Source organism: Roseateles sp. (assembly GCF_036486225.1).
GTDB lineage: Bacteria > Pseudomonadota > Gammaproteobacteria > Burkholderiales > Burkholderiaceae_C > Roseateles.
The window spans coordinates 1-15,823 of sequence record NZ_DASVNZ010000030.1 but is presented as its reverse complement, the minus strand read 5'-3'; the positions used below and the strand labels follow the sequence as shown (position 1 = coordinate 15,823).

Sequence of the window (15,823 nt, the reverse complement as noted above, 5' to 3'; positions counted from 1 at the left end):
CGTGCGCAACCAGGGCACCGTGGTGTCCGTGTCCGACGGCATCGTGCGCGTGCACGGCCTGTCCGACGTGATGCAAGGCGAAATGCTCGAATTCCCGGGCAACACCTTCGGCCTCGCACTGAACCTCGAGCGCGACTCCGTCGGCGCCGTGATTCTCGGCGAATACGAACACATCTCGGAAGGCGACATCGTCAAGTGCACGGGCCGCATCCTGGAAGTGCCGGTCGGCCCCGAACTGATCGGCCGCGTCGTCAACGCGCTCGGCCAGCCGATCGACGGCAAGGGCCCGATCAACGCCAAGATGACGGACGTGATCGAGAAGGTCGCCCCGGGCGTGATCGCACGTCAATCGGTGTCGCAGCCGGTGCAGACGGGCCTGAAGTCCATCGACTCGATGGTGCCCGTCGGCCGCGGCCAGCGCGAGCTGATCATCGGCGACCGCCAGACCGGCAAGACCGCCGTGGCGATCGACGCGATCATCAACCAGAAGGGTCAGAACATGACCTGCGTGTACGTCGCGATCGGCCAGAAGGCTTCGTCGATCAAGAACGTCGTGCGCGCCCTGGAAGCCGCCGGTGCGATGGAGTACACCATCGTCGTCGCCGCGTCCGCGTCCGAATCCGCTGCGATGCAGTACGTGTCGGCCTACTCGGGCTGCACGATGGGCGAGTACTTCCGCGACCGCGGCCAGGACGCGCTGATCGTGTACGACGACCTGTCCAAGCAGGCCGTTGCCTACCGTCAGGTCTCGCTGCTGCTGCGCCGCCCCCCGGGCCGCGAAGCCTTCCCCGGCGACGTGTTCTATCTCCACAGCCGCCTGCTGGAGCGCGCCGCCCGCGTCAACGCCGAGTACGTCGAAGCCTTCACCAAGGGTGAAGTCAAGGGCAAGACCGGCTCGCTGACCGCGCTGCCGATCATCGAGACGCAAGCCGGCGACGTGTCCGCCTTCGTCCCGACGAACGTCATCTCGATCACCGACGGCCAGATCTTCCTGGAAACCAACCTGTTCAACGCCGGCATCCGTCCCGCGATCAACGCCGGTATCTCGGTGTCGCGCGTCGGTGGCGCTGCCCAGACCAAGCTGATCAAGTCGCTGTCCGGCGGTATCCGTACCGACCTGGCCCAGTACCGGGAACTGGCTGCGTTCGCGCAGTTCGCTTCCGACCTGGACGCCGCGACCCGCAAGCAGCTGGACCGCGGTGCCCGCGTGACGGAACTGCTGAAGCAGGCCCAGTACAGCCCGCTGTCGATCAGCCTGATGGGCGCGTCGCTGTACGCCGCCAACAAGGGCTTCATGGACGACATCGAGGTCAAGAAGGTCCTGTCCTTCGAGCACGGCCTGCACCAGTTCCTGAAGACCTCGCACGCTGCCCTGCTGACGAAGCTGGAAAACGACAAGGCGATGGACAAGGACGCGGAAGCTGAACTGAACGCCGCGATCACGTCGTTCAAGAAGTCCTTCGCCTAAGCAACCATGACCGGGTCTCGCTGAAGTCAGGCAAGACCCGGCCCTCACAGGAGAAATCATGGCAGCAGGCAAGGAAATTCGCGGCAAGATCAAGTCGGTCGAGAACACCAAGAAGATCACCAAGGCCATGGAAATGGTCGCCGCTTCGAAAATGCGCAAGGCGCAGGATCGGATGCGCGCGGCCCGTCCGTACGCGGAGAAGGTCGGCAACATCGCCGCCAATCTCTCGAAGGCCAACCCGGAGTACCGTCACCCGTTCATGGTGGCGAACCCGGACGCCAAGTCGGTGGGCTTCGTGGTGGTCACGACGGACAAGGGTCTGTGCGGTGGTCTGAACACCAACCTGCTTCGTGCGGCGACCGGCAAGCTCAAGGAAGTTGAGTCCGCGGGTCAGAAGTCCGAAGTGGTGGCGATCGGCAACAAGGGTCTCGGTTTCATGAACCGGATCGGCGCCAAGGTCGTCGCGCATGCGACGCAGCTCGGCGACAGCCCCCAGCTCGAGAAGCTGGTCGGCCCGGTCAAGACGCTGCTGGACGCGTATGCGGACGGCAAGCTGTCGGCGGTCTATCTCTGCTACACCCGCTTCGTCAACACGATGAAGCAGGAGCCGGTGGTGCAGCAGCTGCTGCCGCTGACGGCCGAGTCGCTGGAGACGGATGCCGCGGGTCACGCATGGGACTACCTGTACGAACCCGACGCCCCGACGGTGATCAACGAGCTGCTGGTGCGCTACACCGAAGCCCTGGTCTATCAGGCCGTGGCCGAGAACATGGCGTCCGAGCAATCGGCGCGCATGGTGGCCATGAAGGCCGCGACCGACAACGCCGGAACGCTGATCGGTGAGCTGAAGCTGGTCTACAACAAGACCCGCCAGGCCGCGATCACGAAGGAACTGTCGGAAATCGTCAGCGGCGCCGCCGCCATCAGCGGTTGATCTCGCGATCGACCGCAGGCAACAGATTTGAATTGAAGGAACGAAAAAATGGCTAACACTCAATCGGTGGGCAAGATCGTTCAGTGCATCGGCGCCGTGGTGGACGTGGAGTTCCCGCGCGACCAGATGCCGAAGGTGTTCGACGCCCTCAAGATGGAAGGCACGACCCTGACGCTGGAAGTCCAGCAGCAGCTGGGCGACGGCGTGGTGCGCACCATCGCGCTGGGCTCGTCGGACGGCCTGCGCCGCGGCAGCGAGGTCTACAACACGGGCGACATGATCCAGGTCCCGGTCGGCCAGCCGACGCTGGGCCGCATCATGGACGTGCTGGGCAACCCGATCGACGAGCGCGGCGAAGTCTCGCGCGAGAAGACCTCGGCGATCCACCGCAAGGCCCCGGCCTACGACGAGCTGAGCCCGTCGCAGGAGCTGCTGGAAACCGGCATCAAGGTCATCGACCTGATCTGCCCGTTCGCCAAGGGCGGCAAGGTCGGCCTGTTCGGCGGCGCCGGCGTCGGCAAGACCGTCAACATGATGGAGCTGATCAACAACATCGCCAAGGCTCACTCGGGTCTGTCGGTGTTCGCGGGTGTCGGCGAGCGTACCCGTGAGGGCAACGACTTCTATCACGAGATGTCGGACGCGGGCGTCGTGAACCAGGAGGACCTGAGCAAGTCGAAGGTCGCCATGGTCTACGGCCAGATGAACGAGCCCCCGGGCAACCGTCTGCGCGTCGCGCTGACCGGCCTGACGATGGCCGAGTCCTTCCGCGACGAAGGCCGTGACGTGCTGTTCTTCGTGGACAACATCTACCGCTACACGCTGGCCGGCACGGAAGTGTCCGCGCTGCTGGGCCGCATGCCGTCCGCGGTGGGCTACCAGCCGACGCTGGCCGAGGAAATGGGCCGTCTGCAAGAGCGGATCACGTCGACCAAGGTCGGCTCGATCACCTCGATCCAGGCCGTGTACGTCCCTGCGGACGACCTGACCGACCCGTCGCCCGCCACGACCTTCGCCCACTTGGACGCCACCGTCGTGCTGTCGCGTGACATCGCGTCGCTGGGCATCTACCCGGCCGTGGACCCGCTGGACTCGACCTCGCGTCAGATCGACCCGAACGTCATCGGCGAAGAGCACTACAACGTGACGCGTTCGGTGCAGTCGGTGCTGCAGCGCTACAAGGAACTGCGCGACATCATCGCGATCCTGGGCATGGACGAGCTGTCGCCGGAAGACAAGCAGGCCGTGGCCCGCGCGCGCAAGATCCAGCGTTTCCTGTCGCAGCCCTTCCACGTCGCGGAAGTGTTCACCGGCGCGCCCGGCAAGTACGTCCCGCTGAAGGAAACCATCCGCGGCTTCAAGATGATCGTGAACGGCGAGTGTGATCACCTGCCCGAGCAGGCCTTCTACATGGTCGGCACGATTGATGAAGCTTTCGAAAAGGCGAAGAAGATCCAGTAAAGAGCTGTCGATGGCGCGCCGTGAAAGCGGCGCTCCATCGATCTCCGAACGGACTTCTCACTTCTCGATCAAGGAAACGCAATGGCAACCCTCCACGTGAACGTGGTCTCGGCGGAAGAGCAGATCTTCTCGGGCGAGGCGAAATTCGTGGCGCTGCCGGGCGAAGGCGGCGAACTGGGCATCCTGCCCAAGCACACCCCGCTGATCACCCGCATCAAGCCGGGCGCCGTGCGCATCCAGCGTCCCAACGGCGATGAAGAGTTCGTCTTCGTCGCCGGCGGTCTGCTGGAAGTGCAACCCGACGTCGTGACCGTGCTGGCCGACACCGCGATCCGCGGCAAGGACCTCGACGAGGCCCGTGCCGAGGCCGCGAAGAAGGCCGCCGAAGACGCGATGAAGAACGCCAAGAGCGACATCGATTTCGCCAAGGCGCAGAGCGAATTCGCCGCGATGGCCGCGCAGATCGCGGCCCTGCGGAAGTTCCGCGCCAAGCGCTGAGCCCACCCCACAAGTCCCCACGCCTCACCGGTCGCCCGGTGCGGCCAGGACGCCACACTGCATCGGCAGGACTGCGAAAAACTCGCACTCCTGCCGATGTTCTTTTCGGAGTTGCCGATTCGCCTTTGTGCGATGACGCACACTTCGCACATCCGGTTCGAACCGGAGAGGCAGCCGGCATCAAGCCGGCATCTTTTTGAGGGAGTCCCCATGTCATTCAACGTCCTGGCGCGTCGCGCCTCGCTGGTGCTCGCCGTGACCGCGCTGGTCGGTTGCGCCGCCACCGAACAGTCCCGCAGCATCGAAGTTCCGCGCGCCACGACGCCGGCACCGGCCCAGTACCAGGGGCAGCGCGCCCCGATCGCCGTCGGCAAGTTCGAGAACCGCTCCAGCTTCATGCGCGGCATGTTCGCCGACGCCATCGACCGCCTGGGCAACCAGTCGAAGTCGATCCTGGTCGCGCATCTGCAGCAGACCAACCGCTTCAGCGTCCTGGACCGCGACAACCTCGAAGAGGCGCAGCAGGAAGCCAAGTTCAAGAACAGCAACCTGGCCATCAAGGGCGCGGACTTCCTGGTGACGGGATCGGTCACCGAGTTCGGTCGCAAGGAAGTCGGCGACCAGGCGCTCTTCGGCGTGCTGGGCCGCGGCAAGAAGCAGATCGCCTACGCCAAGGTGACGCTGAACATCGTCAACAGCCAGACCTCGGAAGTCGTGTACTCCGCGCAGGGCGCCGGCGAGTACGAGCTGTCGACCCGCGAGATCGTCGGCTTCGGCAGCACCGCCAGCTACGACGCGACGCTGAACGGCAAGGTCCTGGACCTGGCCATCAAGGAGGCCGTCAACACGATGGTCGCCGGCATCGACAGCGGCGCCTGGAAGCCGCAAGCCGCCCGCTGAACCGGAGACCGATCATGACCATCCGCATGACCCGCGCGCTCCGCGTGAGCGCCCTCGCGGCCGTGGCCGCCTTGCTGACCGCCTGCGGCACGCCGCAGAAGCCGCTGTACCAGTGGAGCGGCTATCAGAGCAGCGTCTACCAGTACTTCAAGACCAACGGCGCGACGCCCGGCGACCAGATCACGCAGCTGGAATCGCAGCTGATCAAGAACAAGGCCGCCAACGAAGCGACGCCTCCCGGCCTGCATGGCCACCTGGCGCTGCTGTACGCGAAGGTCGGCAACGACGACGCCGCCCGGGCTCACCTGGAAGCCGAACGCGCGCTGTTCCCGGAGTCCGCCGGCTACGTGGACTTCCTGCTGAAGAAGCCCTCCGAGAAGACCGCCGCCGCAGCGGCTGCCGCGCCTGCCAAGGCCGCGAGCGGCGTGTGAGCGTGCAGGAGAAAGACACCATGACGAACCTGATGTCCCTGATCAAGCGCGTCGGCGCGGTGGCCGTGCTGGCCGCGCTGACCGCCTGCGCCGCGCCGCCCAAGCCCTACGACTACACCGCGTTCAAGGAAGCCAAGCCGGCGTCCCTGCTGGTGCTGCCGCCGGTGAATGACACGCCGGACGTGAACGCCACCTACGGCGTGCTGTCCAACCTGTCGATGCCGCTGGGCGAAGCCGGTTACTACGTGCTGCCGGTGACGCTGGTCGATGAGACCTTGCGCACCAACGGCATCACGACGCCGTCGGACGCGCACAACATCGACACCGTCAAGCTGCGCCAGATCTTCGGCGCCGATGCGGCGCTGTACGTCGGCGTGAAGCAGTACGGCTCGGTCTACAAGGTGCTGTCGAGCGAGACCGTCGTCGAGATGCAGGCCAAGCTGATCGACCTCCGCACCGGCACGCTGCTGTGGGAAGGCAAGGCCACCGCGTCGAGCGCCGAGCAGAACAACAACAGCCAGGGCGGCCTGATCGGTCTGCTGGTGAAGGCCGTGGTGGACCAGATCGCCGCCAACCTGTCCGATCGCAGCTTCCAGATCGCGAGCCTGGCGGGCAACCGTCTGGTCACCGCCCCCAACGGTCTGCTGCCGGGACCGCGGGCGCGTCCGGTTGTGAAAAACTAAGGGCTTCGTCAAGAACCCCGGCACCCGACGGCCCTCAGCGGCCGGCGGGTCGACCACCCACCGGTTCGCGCCGGTGGGTTTTTTCTTTTTGAGCATGACCACTCCGATCGCCATCACCCGCCACCAGGGCCTCGAAGCCCTTGAACTCCGCGCGCCCGGCGGCGCCCGCGCGACGCTGTTGCTGCACGGCGCCCACCTGGTGTCGTGGGTGCCCGCCGGCGCCGACGAGCAGCTCTTCCTGTCGACCAAGAGCGCCTTCACCACCGGCCAGGCGATCCGCGGCGGCGTGCCGGTGATCTTTCCGCAGTTCTCGACCCGCGGTCCGCTGCAGCGCCACGGCTTCGCGCGCGGCAAGCCCTGGCAACTGGTCAGCGCCGAGTCCGGCAAGGAGGACTCGCTCGCCGTCCTGCGTCTGACCGACGACGACGCCACCCGCATGGTCTGGCCGCACGCCTTCGAGGCCGAGATCAGCATCCGCATCGCCGGTCGCGCGCTGCAGATCGAGCTCGCCTGCGAGAACAAGGGCGAAGCGCCCTTGTCCTTTACCGCGGCGCTGCACACCTACCTGCGGCTGACGCAGATCATGTCGGCGTCCTTGCAGGGGCTGTCCGGCCTCGCGTACTGGGACTCGGCGGCCGAGCGCGCCGGCACCCAGCACGAGGACCTGCTGCGCCTGGACGGCGAGACGGACCGGATCTACCAGGACGTGAAGCACGACCTGACCCTGCGCGACGCCGACCGCCGCGTCGCGATCCGCCAGCAGGGCTTTGCCGACGCCGTGGTGTGGAATCCCGGCCAGGCCAAGGGCGACGCGCTGGCCGACATGCCAGAAGGCGGTTGGAAGCAGATGCTGTGCGTCGAGGCCGCGCAGGTGCTCAAGCCCATCGAGTTGCCGCCGGGCGAGACCTGGGCGGGGATGCAGACGCTCGAGCTGCTCTGATCCTCCGCCGCGTTCGCCGCAGTGGCGGCGATGCGCGGTAAGCTGGTCCGTCCTTCACTGCACGGAGTCAGCATGGCCGGGAAGAAGTCCAAGAACAGCGGCAAGCAGAGCGACGAAAAGGGCAGCGACAAGAGCGCCGGCAAAAGCGGCAAGCTCTCGAAGTCGGACTACCTGGACCGCCTGCAGCCGATGCAGGTTGAGCTGAACAACCTTGGACGCTGGCTGCAGCACACGCGCAAGCGGCTGCTCGTCATCGTCGAAGGTCGCGATACGGCGGGGAAGGGCGGCGTCATCAGCGCGATCTCCGAGACGCTGAGTCCGCGCCAGTGCCGCACCGTCGCGCTGGGCAAGCCCAGCGAGCGGGAGCAGGGCGAGTGGTACTTCCAGCGCTACATGACGCACCTGCCGTCCGCGGGGGAGATCGTGCTCTTCGACCGCAGCTGGTACAACCGCGCCGGCGTGGAGGCGGTGATGGGGTTCTGCACGCCGCAGCAGACGGAAGACTTCCTGAAGCAGACCCCCGTGCTGGAGCGACTGCTCGTCGACGACGGGCTGCTGCTGTTCAAGTACTGGCTGACGGTCGATCAGACGCAGCAGGAAGAGCGCTTCGCCGAACGCGCCGAGGATCCGCTCAAGCAGTGGAAGCTGTCGCCGATCGACCTCGAGGCGCGCCAGCACTACGAGGACTATGGCCGCGCGCGCGACCGCATGCTCGAACACACGCACACGAAGCAGGCGCCGTGGACCCTGGTCGACTTCAACGACCAGCGGCGCGGCCGGCTGACGTTGATCCGCCATCTGCTGGACCATCTGCCGGATGTGACGGTACCGGCGAAGGAACTGCAGTTCCCGGCGGTGAAGGGCGGGCTGAAGGAAGAGCGCTTCGGCTGGAAGCTCAAGCCGATCAAGAGCCTTTGAAGTCGCAATCGGGCTTCAGCGGCCTAGGTAGTCAAAGAGCGCTACAGCACCACGACTGCGTCCGGCAGCTCGTTGCGCGGCACGGTGCCGGCTGCTGGCGGGAAGTGCTGTGCCAGCAAGGCCTCGACGGCACGGATCGCTTCCACCAGTCCCTGCTCGAACTGCCCGCTGCGCAGCGACTGCCGCAGCCCGTCGACGATGGGCTGCCACTGCGCCGCGCTGACGCGCTGGTTCAGCCCGCGGTCCGCGACGATCTCGATCGCATGCTCCGCGAGCAGCAGATAGATGAGCACGCCGTTGTTGTGCTCCGTGTCCCACACGCGCAGCTTGCCGAACAGCGCCAGCGCGCGCTGCCGCGCAGTCAGGCCGCGCCACAGGTAGCTGATCGGCAGGCTGGCTTCCACGCACAGGCGGATCTCACCGGCGTGGCTCAGTTCGCTTTCGGTGACGCGCGCGGACAGGCGCGCCAGCGCCGCCTCGGGCAGCACGCGCCGCACGTCGGCCTCGTCCCAGAAGCGGTGGCGGAAAAAGCGCCCGAGCCGGCTCGTGTCGCCGGTCTGGCGGACGTCGTGGTCGCTCGGTCGTTCCATCACCAGTCTCCCGAGGCGCCGCCGCCGCCGAAGTCACCGCCGCCGCCGGACGAGAAGCCGCCCCCGTCGCTGCTGCCACCGCCGCCGTCGCCAAAACTACCGCCGCCACCCCAGATGATCGGCGGCGCGATGCCGCCCGACCCATGCGCGCTGCGCCGGTACCCGCCGTAGGACGGACTCGCGCTGCGTCGTCGCGCCGCGCCGATGCCGAGCACGCCGACCAGGATCAGCGATGCGACCGCCGCGCCGGCGCCCAGCAGCAGGCTGTTGCTCAGCCCCCAGCCGACGGCGCCCGCGCCGACGCCGGTGAACAGGCTGCCGATCTTGCGGCCGAAGATCGAGGTCAGCACCGCGCCCACCAGCGGCACGGCGAGGAACGCGATCATGGCGATCTCGCCGATGTCGATGTTGTGCCCGCCGCCGGACTTCGCTGTGCGCTGCGTCGGTGCCGGCAGGTGCTCGCCGCGGATGCGCGCCTGCAGCGAGTCGATCGCGCGGTTCAGGCCGCCGGCGTAGTCGCCGGCCTTGAACGCGGGCGTGATGTCGCGCTCGATGATCTGTCGCGCGGCGAGGTCCGGTACCGCGCCTTCGAGTGCCTTCGAGGTCTGGATGTTGATGCGCCGGTCGGCCTTCGCGACGACGATCAGCAGCCCGTCGCCCACGTCGCGCCGGCCGATCTTCCACTGGTCGCCGAGGCGCTGCGCGAAGGCGGCGATGTCCTCGGGCGCGGTCGTGGGCACCATCAGCACGACGATCTGCGGACCCGCCTCACGCTCGAAGGCGGCGAGCTTCGCGTCGAGCGCCTCGCGCTGCGCGGCGTTCAGCGTGCCGGTCTGGTCGATCACTCGGCCGCTGAGCGGAGGTATCGGCTGGACGTCCTGCGCGCGTGCGCGCGGCAGCATGCCCACGCTCATCAGCAGGCCGAAGAAGACCAGCGCCAGGAATCGAACCGCCCGCATGCGCGGGGCCTCAGTTCGACGCGGGCGAGGCCGCCGGGGCCGGGGCGGGCGTCGTGGGCGTCGTGGCGGGCGTGGCCGGCTTGTCGAAGCTCACCGTCGGCGGCGCGGAGATCGCGGCCTCGTTCTGCACGGTGAAGTTGGGCTTGGTCTCGTAGCCGAAGATCTTCGCCGTCAGGTTGGACGGGAAGCGGCGGGTCAGCACGTTGTATTCCTGCACCGACTTGATGTAACGGTTGCGAGCAACGGTGATGCGGTTTTCGGTGCCCTCGAGCTGCACCCGCAGGTCGCGGAAGCCCTGGTTGGCCTGCAGCTGCGGGTAGCGTTCGCTGACGACCATCAGCCGGCTCAGCGCGCCGGAGAGCTCGCCCTGCGCGGCCTGGAACTTCTGCAGCGCGGCGGGGTCGCGCGCCAGCTCGGGCGTGACCTGGATGCTGGTGGCCTTGGCGCGGGCCTCGACGACCTTGGTCAGCGTGTCCTGCTCGAAGCTGGCCTCGCCCTTGACCGTGTTGACGATGTTGGGGATCAGGTCGCTGCGGCGCTGGTACTGGCTGAGCACCTCGGACCAGCTGGCATTGACCTGTTCGTCCAGGCTCTGGAACTCGTTGTAGCCACAGCCGGTGAGCGCCATCGGCGCGCCGACGATCAGCGCGGCAGCCGCGGTGGCGCGCAACCTGGCCCCCACGGTGGAGCGAACGGTGGGTTGAACGGTGTCAAGCGGACGGGACAGTGTCGAAGTCATCAGCGGATCCTCCATGTGCGCAGCGGCATATCGTGTGCCGCGTCCCGGAATTCAAGGGCAAGGTGGTCCGAGCATAATCCCGTCCCCATGAGCGCCCCCCTTCAGAACGACGTCTTCCTGCGCGCCTGCCTGCGCGAGCCCACCGAGTACACCCCCGTCTGGCTGATGCGCCAGGCCGGCCGCTACCTGCCCGAGTACCGCGAGACGCGAGCCAAGGCCGGCAGCTTCATGGGGCTCGCGACCAACAGGGACTACGCGACCGAGGTCACCCTCCAGCCGCTGGAACGCTACCCGCTGGACGCGGCGATCCTGTTCAGCGACATCCTGACCGTGCCCGACGCGATGGGCCTGGGCCTGTCGTTCGCGCAGGGCGAGGGTCCGAAGTTCGAGAAGGTCGTCCGCGACGAGGCCGCCGTGAACGCGCTGGCCGTGCCGGACATGGACAAGCTGCGCTACGTCTTCGACGCGGTGACCTCGATCCGCAGCGCGCTGAACGGACGGGTGCCGCTGATCGGTTTCTCCGGCAGCCCGTGGACGCTGGCCTGCTACATGGTCGAGGGCGGCGGCTCCGACGACTACCGTCACGTCAAGAGCCTGATGTACGCGCGTCCTGACCTGATGCATCGCATCCTGGCGATCAACGCCGACGCGGTCGCCGCCTACCTGAACGCGCAGATCGAAGCCGGCGCGCAGGCCGTGATGGTGTTCGACTCCTGGGGCGGTGTGCTGGCCGACGGCCAGTTCCAGCAGTTCAGCCTGGCGTATTCGCGCCGCGTGCTGTCGCAGCTCAAGGGCGAACACGACGGCCGCCGCATTCCCAAGCTGCTCTTCACCAAGGGCGGCGGGCTGTGGCTGGACGAGATCGCCACGGCCGGCGCCGACGTCGTGGGCCTGGACTGGACGGTGAACCTCGGCCGCGCGCGGGCGCAGGTGCAGGACCGCGTGGCGCTGCAAGGCAACCTCGATCCGAACGTGCTGTTCGCGCCGCCGGCCGCGGTGCGGGAGCAGGCGCGCGCGGTGCTCGACAGCTTCGGCGCTCCGCAACGCGCGGACGGCGGTTGGGGCGGGCACGTGTTCAACCTGGGCCACGGCATCAGCCAGTTCACGCCGCCGGAAAGCGTCTCCGAACTGGTCGACGAAGTGCATAAGCATTCGCGCAAACTGCGCAAGGCCTCGGCGTAGTTATCCCCAAATCCGTGCATGTCACCGAAACGCAGCACATGCGGGGGATCTGAGCTAGGGCTTTCCCCGATGGGCGTGTAAGTCGTTGATTTCAAAGGGGAGTTCTCGTTTCCCCGGAATTTGACGCCGGCGAGGCTCCGCGGCGGCAATCCCGGCGGCCCCTGAAAAGCCGGGGCGTTTCCCACAAAGTTATCCACAGGCTTCAGGCCCCGTTGTGAACACCCTTGGAAATCAGGCACTTGGCGCGTTTTCCTCATGGTCGATGGAGACCGCGAGGGACGCGGCGCCGCTGTACGCGGACGGCCAAGCGCGGGCTCTCCACGGGGCAGGGGGGATCCCTCCAGGACCCCCCAGCCCCATTCCGGCCCCACCGACACTCGCTGACGCCGATACGGAGCGGCGATCAGGATGAGCGAGTCCTCGCTGCGTCGCGTGCGGGTGGCCGTCGAGGCGCCCCAGCACAGCGGGCTGACCGAGCCGCTGGATTACCTCGGCCCGCAAGACTTGACCCCCGGCACCCTGGTGCATGTGGCGCTGGGCCGCCGGGACGTGATGGGCCTGGTCTGGGACGACCTGCCCGAGGGCCAGGACTTGCCCGAGGGCGAGCAGTTGCCGGAATCCGAGCTGCGTCCCGTCGGCGAGGCGCTCGATGCGCTGCCGCCGCTGTCGGACCGCTGGCGCAAGCTGGTCGAATTCGCGGCCGGCTATTACCAGCGCAGCATCGGCGAGCTGGCGCTGGCGGTGCTGCCGCCGCAGCTGCGCGACCTCGACGCCAAGCAGCTGCAGGCCCGGCTGAAGAAGCTCGACAAGGCGGATGCGGAAGCCGCGAAGGCCGCTGCGGCGATCGAGGGTGCCGCCGGGATGCCGGCCGCCTTGCCGGAACGCCCCGCACTGACGGCGCAGCAGCAGGGGGCGCTGGACGCGCTGGCCGAGCAGTCCAGTCGTGAGGCGCCGCAACCCGCGTTGCTGTGGGGCCTGACCGGCAGCGGCAAGACCGAGATCTATCTGCGCGCGGCCGAAGCCGCGCTCGAACGCGGTCAGCAGGTGCTCGTGCTGGTGCCCGAGATCAACCTGACGCCGCAGCTCGAGGCGCGTTTCGCCGAACGCTTCGCCGGCCGTTCCATCGTCTCGCTGCACAGCGCGCTGACCCCGGCGCAGCGGCTGCGCAACTGGCTCGCCGCGCACCTGGGGCGCGCGCAACTGGTGCTGGGCACACGGCTGGCCGTCTTCGCGTCCCTGCCTCGGCTGGGGCTGATCGTCGTCGACGAGGAGCACGACCCCTCCTACAAGCAGCAGGACGGCGCGCGCTACTCGGCACGCGACCTGGCGGTCTATCGCGGGCATCTGGAGAAGGTGCCCGTGGTGCTCGGTTCCGCGACGCCGTCGCTGGAGAGCTGGCAGCACGCGCTCGGCGGACGCTACCGGCGCATCGATCTCACCGAGCGCATCGGCGGCGGCGCGCTGCCGCGGGTCCGGCTCTTCGACATGAACCGGCTCGAACGCAAGAAGGGCGTCACGACGGCGCTGTCGGTGCCGCTGCTGGATGCGATGCGCAAGCGGCTGGAGCGCGGCGAGCAGAGCCTCGTGTTCCTGAACCGCCGCGGTTATGCGCCGGTGCTGCATTGCGACCAGTGCAACTGGAAGAGCGACTGCCCGCATTGCAGCGCGCACCAGGTCTTCCACAAGGAGGACCGGACGCTGCGCTGCCATCACTGCGGCGTGACGACGCGCGTGCCGCGCGCCTGCCCGTCCTGCGGCAACCCGGACATCGCGCCGCTGGGACGCGGCACCGAGCGGCTCGAGGAGCAGCTCGCGCAGGCGCTGCCCGGCGCGCGCGTGGCCCGCATCGATGCGGACACGACCCGGCTGAAGGGCAGCCTCGAATCGCAGCTCGCGGCAGTGCACGAAGGCGAAGTCGACATCCTCGTCGGCACGCAGATGATCGCCAAGGGCCACGACTTCCGCCGCATCACGCTGGTGGCCGCGGTGAATCCGGACGGCGCGCTGTTCAGCAGCGATTTCCGCGCGCCGGAGCGGCTCTTCTCGCTGCTGATGCAGGCCGGCGGCCGCGCGGGGCGCGACGCCGCGCAGGCCGCCCGGAGCGAGATGTGGATCCAGACCTGGTATCCCGAACATGCGCTCTACCAGTCGCTGCTCAAGCACGACTACGAAGCCTTCGCCGGCAGCCAGCTGCACGAGCGGATGACGGCCAACCTGCCGCCGTTCGCGCACCTGGCGCTGGTGCGCGCGGAGGGCCGCAGCGTCGAGGCCGCGCGCGACTTCCTCACCGCGGCGCAGGCGGCGGCGCAGGCACTGCCCCTGTCGCTCGGCCTGCTGCTGTATCCGCCGGTGCCCATGGCCATCGCCCGGGTGGCCGACAGCGAGCGTTTCCAGATGCTGATCGAGGCCGGCAGCCGCGCGCAGCTGCTGCGTTTCCTGCGGGCCTGGCTGCCCGAGCTGCACGCGCTCAAGCGCCGTCAGAAGGGCCTGACGCGCTGGGCCGTGGACGTGGATCCGCTGGCGATCTAGGACCCGGAGCGCCCGCGCCCGGATCGGGCCGCGGGATCAGAGGAGCCGCGCCAGCGCTTCTTCCAGGACCGGCCAGGCGGCGCGCGCCGCGGCGAGGGCATCCTCGGATCCCGTCGCAGCCTGCTCCGCATCGAGTTCCAGCTGCCGCGCGACGTCGGCCGCCTGCGCATGGCCCAGCGTCAGCAGCACGCTCTTCAGGCTGTGGGCGAGGTGGCGCAGCTTCACGTGTTCGCCGCGCTCGCAAGCGCCGCGGCCGCTGGCGATGTCGAGCGGGAATTGCATCCGGCAGCGCGCCAGGAAGGCCTGGTACAGCGCCGCATTGCCGCCGAAGTACTGCTCGATGGCGGCCTGGTGGATCGACGGCATCGCCGCCGGCGCCGGCGCGTCGCGCAGGCCGTCCAGGCAGGATTGCAGATCCCCCAGCGAGCAGGGCTTGGACAGGAAACGCGTCACGCCGAGCGCCTCCAGCTGTTCGCGCACGGACGGATTGAGTCCCGCGCTGAACACCGCCAGGCGCGCGTTGCCGCGCAGTTCGGGCCGTTGCTTGAGCGTCTGCAGCAGATCGAGGCCGTGCCGCCCCGGCAGCATCAGGTCGCTGATGACCAGGTCGAAACTCTGTGTCGCGAGCGCGAGCAGCGCCTCGTCCACGGAGATGCAGCCTTGCATGCGCACCTCGTCGTCCTCGAGCGCCATGGCGACGAAACGCTGCAGGGTGGGGTCGTCCTCCACCAGGAGGACCCGGACACGGGACGCCATGATCAAAACCCGCCGATTTCCTCCGGATTCAACCGGCGAACTGCGGCTGACGGGCCTGGATGCGCTGGATGGCGGCGCCGAGCAGCGGCGGCAGATCGGTCACGAGCCGCGGCTTGTGCACCAGCGGCAGGCCGGCCAGCGCGAAGGCATAGGGCGCCCGTTGCTGCTCGTCGAGCGCGGTGACGAAGATCAGTTCGCTGTTGGCGAACTGCGGCTGCGAGCGCAGGCTGGTCACCAGCGCCGCACCGTCGATGCCGGGCAGCAGGATGTCGACCAGCAGGATCTCGGGCTGCAGCTGCCCGTACATGACCAGACCGCCGATGCCGTCGTTGGCCGTGTGCAGGTCGAGGTCGGGGTATTCCTGCTGCGCGAGCAGCATGACGAGGTTCTGGTAGTGGACCGAGTCCTCGATCAGCAGCGCCTTCAGCCGCGGCGGCACGCCGTCGTTGGGCGACAGGTCGGCCGGCTTGGTCGGCGCCAGGCCCCGGCCGGTCAGCCAGGCGTCCAGCGAGGTCCGCAGGATCCGGCGGTGTCCGCCCGGCGTGCGCCAGGCTTGCAGCTCACCGCGGTCGACCATCAGCTGCACCGATCGGACGGCCATGCCGAGGCGCTGCGCGACTTCGCGCGTGCTGAAGTCCTCTTGCATGTCGTCGGGTGTGCGGGCAATGGCAGTCATGAGTCGATTTTGCCGAATTAACCAAACTTGCAGGTGGGCAATATCCCCAGTTATAAGCGATAAAAGTGATATCGGGTGTGACTTCGGTCGGAGAGGGGGGCATCCCTCGCCTTCGAAGGGTGCGAACTCTGGTGCAATCCGGAGCCGAGGAGATGCAAT

Annotated in this window: 16 protein-coding genes; 11 read left to right on the top strand and 5 right to left on the bottom strand. The window is 67.9% G+C overall.

Annotated features, from left to right (window positions below; all coding sequences use genetic code 11):
• The 9 genes from atpA to ppk2 form a co-directional block, all read left to right on the top strand.
• Nucleotides 1–1,468 (top strand): F0F1 ATP synthase subunit alpha (gene atpA, locus VF536_RS03080; RefSeq protein WP_331613318.1); only part of this gene is annotated, 1,468 nt, incomplete at its 5' end.
• A gap of 58 nt (nt 1,469–1,526) precedes the next feature.
• Nucleotides 1,527–2,402: a F0F1 ATP synthase subunit gamma gene (gene atpG / locus VF536_RS03075; RefSeq protein ID WP_297530792.1), complete on the top strand. Its 876-nt coding sequence runs from the start codon at nt 1,527–1,529 to the stop codon at nt 2,400–2,402.
• 48 nt (nt 2,403–2,450) lie between these two features.
• The gene (atpD, locus tag VF536_RS03070; protein ID WP_067279183.1) at nt 2,451–3,863 is read left to right on the top strand and encodes a F0F1 ATP synthase subunit beta; all 1,413 of its coding nucleotides are present in this window, start codon (nt 2,451–2,453) and stop codon (nt 3,861–3,863) included.
• An 81-nt stretch (nt 3,864–3,944) separates the two neighbouring features.
• Nucleotides 3,945–4,361 (top strand): F0F1 ATP synthase subunit epsilon, encoded by a 417-nt coding sequence (locus VF536_RS03065; RefSeq protein ID WP_088405913.1) that lies wholly within the window; start codon nt 3,945–3,947, stop codon nt 4,359–4,361.
• Nucleotides 4,362–4,571: 210 nt separating this feature from the next.
• Nucleotides 4,572–5,261, top strand: coding sequence for a CsgG/HfaB family protein (locus VF536_RS03060; protein ID WP_331613317.1), 690 nt, complete (start codon nt 4,572–4,574; stop codon nt 5,259–5,261).
• Nucleotides 5,262–5,275: 14 nt separating this feature from the next.
• Nucleotides 5,276–5,692: a DUF4810 domain-containing protein gene (locus tag VF536_RS03055; RefSeq protein WP_331613316.1), complete on the top strand. Its 417-nt coding sequence runs from the start codon at nt 5,276–5,278 to the stop codon at nt 5,690–5,692.
• Nucleotides 5,693–5,712: 20 nt separating this feature from the next.
• A complete protein-coding gene (locus tag VF536_RS03050) occupies nt 5,713–6,375 on the top strand; it encodes a DUF799 domain-containing protein (protein ID WP_331613315.1) in 663 nt (220 codons plus the stop codon).
• Between the two features lie 94 nt (nt 6,376–6,469).
• On the top strand, nt 6,470–7,315 hold the full coding sequence (locus tag VF536_RS03045) for a D-hexose-6-phosphate mutarotase (protein ID WP_331613314.1): 846 nt from the start codon (nt 6,470–6,472) through the stop codon (nt 7,313–7,315).
• Between the two features lie 72 nt (nt 7,316–7,387).
• Nucleotides 7,388–8,233 (top strand): polyphosphate kinase 2, encoded by an 846-nt coding sequence (ppk2, locus tag VF536_RS03040; protein WP_331613313.1) that lies wholly within the window; start codon nt 7,388–7,390, stop codon nt 8,231–8,233.
• Nucleotides 8,234–8,274: 41 nt separating this feature from the next.
• Here ppk2 and VF536_RS03035 read toward each other — a convergent pair whose 3' ends face one another.
• The 3 genes from VF536_RS03035 to VF536_RS03025 are packed head-to-tail and all read right to left on the bottom strand — an operon-like array spanning nt 8,275 to nt 10,410.
• On the bottom strand, nt 8,275–8,823 hold the full coding sequence (locus VF536_RS03035) for a TPM domain-containing protein (protein ID WP_331613312.1): 549 nt from the start codon (nt 8,821–8,823) through the stop codon (nt 8,275–8,277).
• On the bottom strand, nt 8,823–9,782 hold the full coding sequence (locus VF536_RS03030) for a TPM domain-containing protein (RefSeq protein ID WP_331613311.1): 960 nt from the start codon (nt 9,780–9,782) through the stop codon (nt 8,823–8,825). Before VF536_RS03030 ends, VF536_RS03035 begins: the two co-directional genes overlap by 1 nt.
• Before the next feature lie 10 nt (nt 9,783–9,792).
• Entirely contained in the window at nt 9,793–10,410 is a 618-nt protein-coding gene (locus VF536_RS03025; protein WP_331613319.1) for a LemA family protein, read from the bottom strand.
• A 198-nt stretch (nt 10,411–10,608) separates the two neighbouring features.
• Here VF536_RS03025 and hemE point away from each other — a divergent pair, with 198 nt between their 5' ends.
• Both hemE and VF536_RS03015 read left to right on the top strand, forming a co-directional pair.
• Complete coding sequence (gene hemE, locus VF536_RS03020; RefSeq protein WP_331613310.1) at nt 10,609–11,703, top strand: uroporphyrinogen decarboxylase; 1,095 nt, start codon at nt 10,609–10,611, stop codon at nt 11,701–11,703.
• Between the two features lie 408 nt (nt 11,704–12,111).
• Complete coding sequence (locus VF536_RS03015) at nt 12,112–14,232, top strand: primosomal protein N' (protein ID WP_331613309.1); 2,121 nt, start codon at nt 12,112–12,114, stop codon at nt 14,230–14,232.
• Nucleotides 14,233–14,268: 36 nt separating this feature from the next.
• Here VF536_RS03015 and VF536_RS03010 read toward each other — a convergent pair whose 3' ends face one another.
• On the bottom strand, nt 14,269–14,988 hold the full coding sequence (locus VF536_RS03010) for a response regulator (RefSeq protein ID WP_331613308.1): 720 nt from the start codon (nt 14,986–14,988) through the stop codon (nt 14,269–14,271).
• Between the two features lie 28 nt (nt 14,989–15,016).
• Complete coding sequence (locus VF536_RS03005; protein WP_331613307.1) at nt 15,017–15,664, bottom strand: helix-turn-helix domain-containing protein; 648 nt, start codon at nt 15,662–15,664, stop codon at nt 15,017–15,019.
• Nucleotides 15,665–15,823: the final 159 nt, after the last annotated feature.